At 25.9% G+C, this 2239-nt stretch carries 2 protein-coding genes and 1 pseudogene; all 3 read left to right on the top strand.

The window, feature by feature from the left end; translation table 11 throughout:
* Positions 1 to 471: 471 nt before the first annotated feature.
* Positions 472 to 795: a hypothetical protein gene (locus tag LS64_RS12050; RefSeq protein WP_034569774.1), complete on the top strand. Its 324-nt coding sequence runs from the start codon at positions 472 to 474 to the stop codon at positions 793 to 795.
* A 33-nt stretch (positions 796 to 828) separates the two neighbouring features.
* Positions 829 to 1074, top strand: a complete 246-nt coding sequence (locus LS64_RS12045) for a hypothetical protein (protein WP_034569777.1) — start codon at positions 829 to 831, stop codon at positions 1072 to 1074.
* A gap of 8 nt (positions 1075 to 1082) precedes the next feature.
* Positions 1083 to 2239, top strand: a pseudogene (locus tag LS64_RS12040) (hypothetical protein); the annotation flags it as partial.

Raw genomic sequence — 2239 nt, 5'->3', positions numbered from 1 at the left:
TTTCTAAAATTTACCATTAATTTTTTATATTTTTTACAAGAATTTTTATACAAACTTGCAATTTAGATTCTAAAAACTAGCAAATTTTTTCTTATTTTTTACTAGATTTTGAAAAATTTTTACTAGAAAAACATAAAAAATTATAAAAAAATGCAAAAAATTTATAAAAAATAGTGCAAAGTATATATAGCATTTTTCAAGCATATATATCATTTTTTCTAAGCTCGTTGCACACGACATTTAAAGCACTTCAAAAGTAAATGAAAAGTAAATATCAAAATTTTACAAAATTTTACGAAAAAAAACTTTTACCACTTACACGATATTTCATTCAATCTGCCACTTCAAAAATGCTATATATAGAAAAAAAATGCAATATATACTTTTTTCAAAAATTAATCTAACATCACACAAATTTTTTTAAAGCTTACAAAAAGTTTTAAAAAGTGATTTCAAATTCAAAGGATTAAAATGAGAAATTTTTTCAAAAAGATTTCAAATTTTCAAATTTTTGTTGTGTGTTTTTTAATGTGTAATGTGCCACTTTTTGCGGATTTTTCAAATTTAGGTGCAAAAGTTAAAAGCGAATTAAACGACACTGCTGGAACGGTAATGAGCGTTTTGAATACGGTAATTGCAAGTGTGGGCGTAGTATATATGATTATTGTTGGATTTATTTTTGTGTTTAAGCCTGATACATTTAAAGAAAATTCTAAAATGTTAATCGGCGGTATGGTAGCACTAGGAGCTTTATATGGAATTACAAAATTAGGCACACAAGCATTTTTAACTTAAAAAATATAAAAAAGATTCTAAAAGGAAAATAAAATGATAAGCGTAAATAACATTCGAGAAATCACAAAGAAAGATAAAATCAAAGGTTTAAGCAGAAATGCTTGGATGCTTATTTTATGTTTTGGTGTTACTGCGTTTATATTTTTCTTTCTTTGGGGATTGCTTATGACTTTAATCTTAATGATAGTCTTAGCGATTTTGGAATATTTTGATGATGATATATACGACATTGTTTATATAAATCTAAGCAATTCGTTTAAAAAATTTTATTATGCGTAAGGGTTTTTATGAGTTTTTTAAAGAATTTTTTTACTAAGAATGATAAGCCTATCAAAGATTCTAAAGATGATAGACAAGTATTCTATAATGTTAATACCATTAATCCTACGCAAGATTCTATTGAATCTAAAATCGTGCAAGAGAATATTCAAATGGAGAATATTCAAGCAGAAAATATAGAATCTAACAAGCAAGATTCTATCAATACAAGCGAAATAGATTCTATAACTAGCAATACTGATATTACACAAGCAACATTCAGCAATGAAAGCAAATTAGAATCTAACTCACAAGAAATAGATTCTAACTTACAAGAAAAAGATTCTAAACAAAACAAGAAAACTAAATTAAAAACTAGCAATAAATTTACTAACACGAAACAATATCTACTTAACAAGTTAAATTATGCCACTGAGTTTTTAGAAACGCTTTTTGTTAAAGAGCCTTTGGTATATTCACTAGCTTACGAGAATAATATTGCGTGTAAATTTAATGACAAAATGCTTACCACTAAAGATGGCAATTTATGTGCTGGTGTAAAAATTATCGGCATATCTTATGCTGGAGCGACTATGAATAAAGAGCTAGAATTAGCCACAAGTCGTAATCAATTTTGGAATCGTTTGAGTAACGATTTAGAATTAAATATCTTTTGTAAAAAAGAATTAATGGATTTAAATATTAAAGAAGAAAAGATTAATAATATCTATGCAGAAGAGATTATTAAAAAGTGGGAAGCAGGAATAAAGGCTTATAAAATCACTTATACTTTAATATTTTCTACTAAGAAAAAAAGAATCGCAGGTTACTTTGAATCTAAAAAGCGAAAGATGACTGAAGAACAAGTTGAAAATAAAGATAATCTATCTTTTGAAAATAAAGAAGCAAAACTAAAAGAAATACTCCAGCTTACTACGCAAGATTTAAGCGATTTTAATCCTATTATTATGAGTAGCGATGAGATTTTAAATTTCTATGCCACCTATACAAATATGCAACCTATGAATCTAAAATATAGCAATGATTTAATCACTGATTGCTACATTACTAGCGATGTGGAGTTTAAAAAAGACTATATGATTTTTTACACTAATCTTAGTGATAAACATTTAGATTCTAATGTAGAAGATTCTAGAAAAAAAGTTTATGCTAGATTTATAAGTGT

It is taken from the genome of Helicobacter saguini (assembly GCF_000762875.2).
GTDB classification, from domain to species: Bacteria; Campylobacterota; Campylobacteria; order Campylobacterales; family Helicobacteraceae; genus Helicobacter_A; species Helicobacter_A saguini.
Note: the sequence above shows the minus strand (reverse complement) of the source record. Positions and strands in the feature narration are given on the sequence as shown.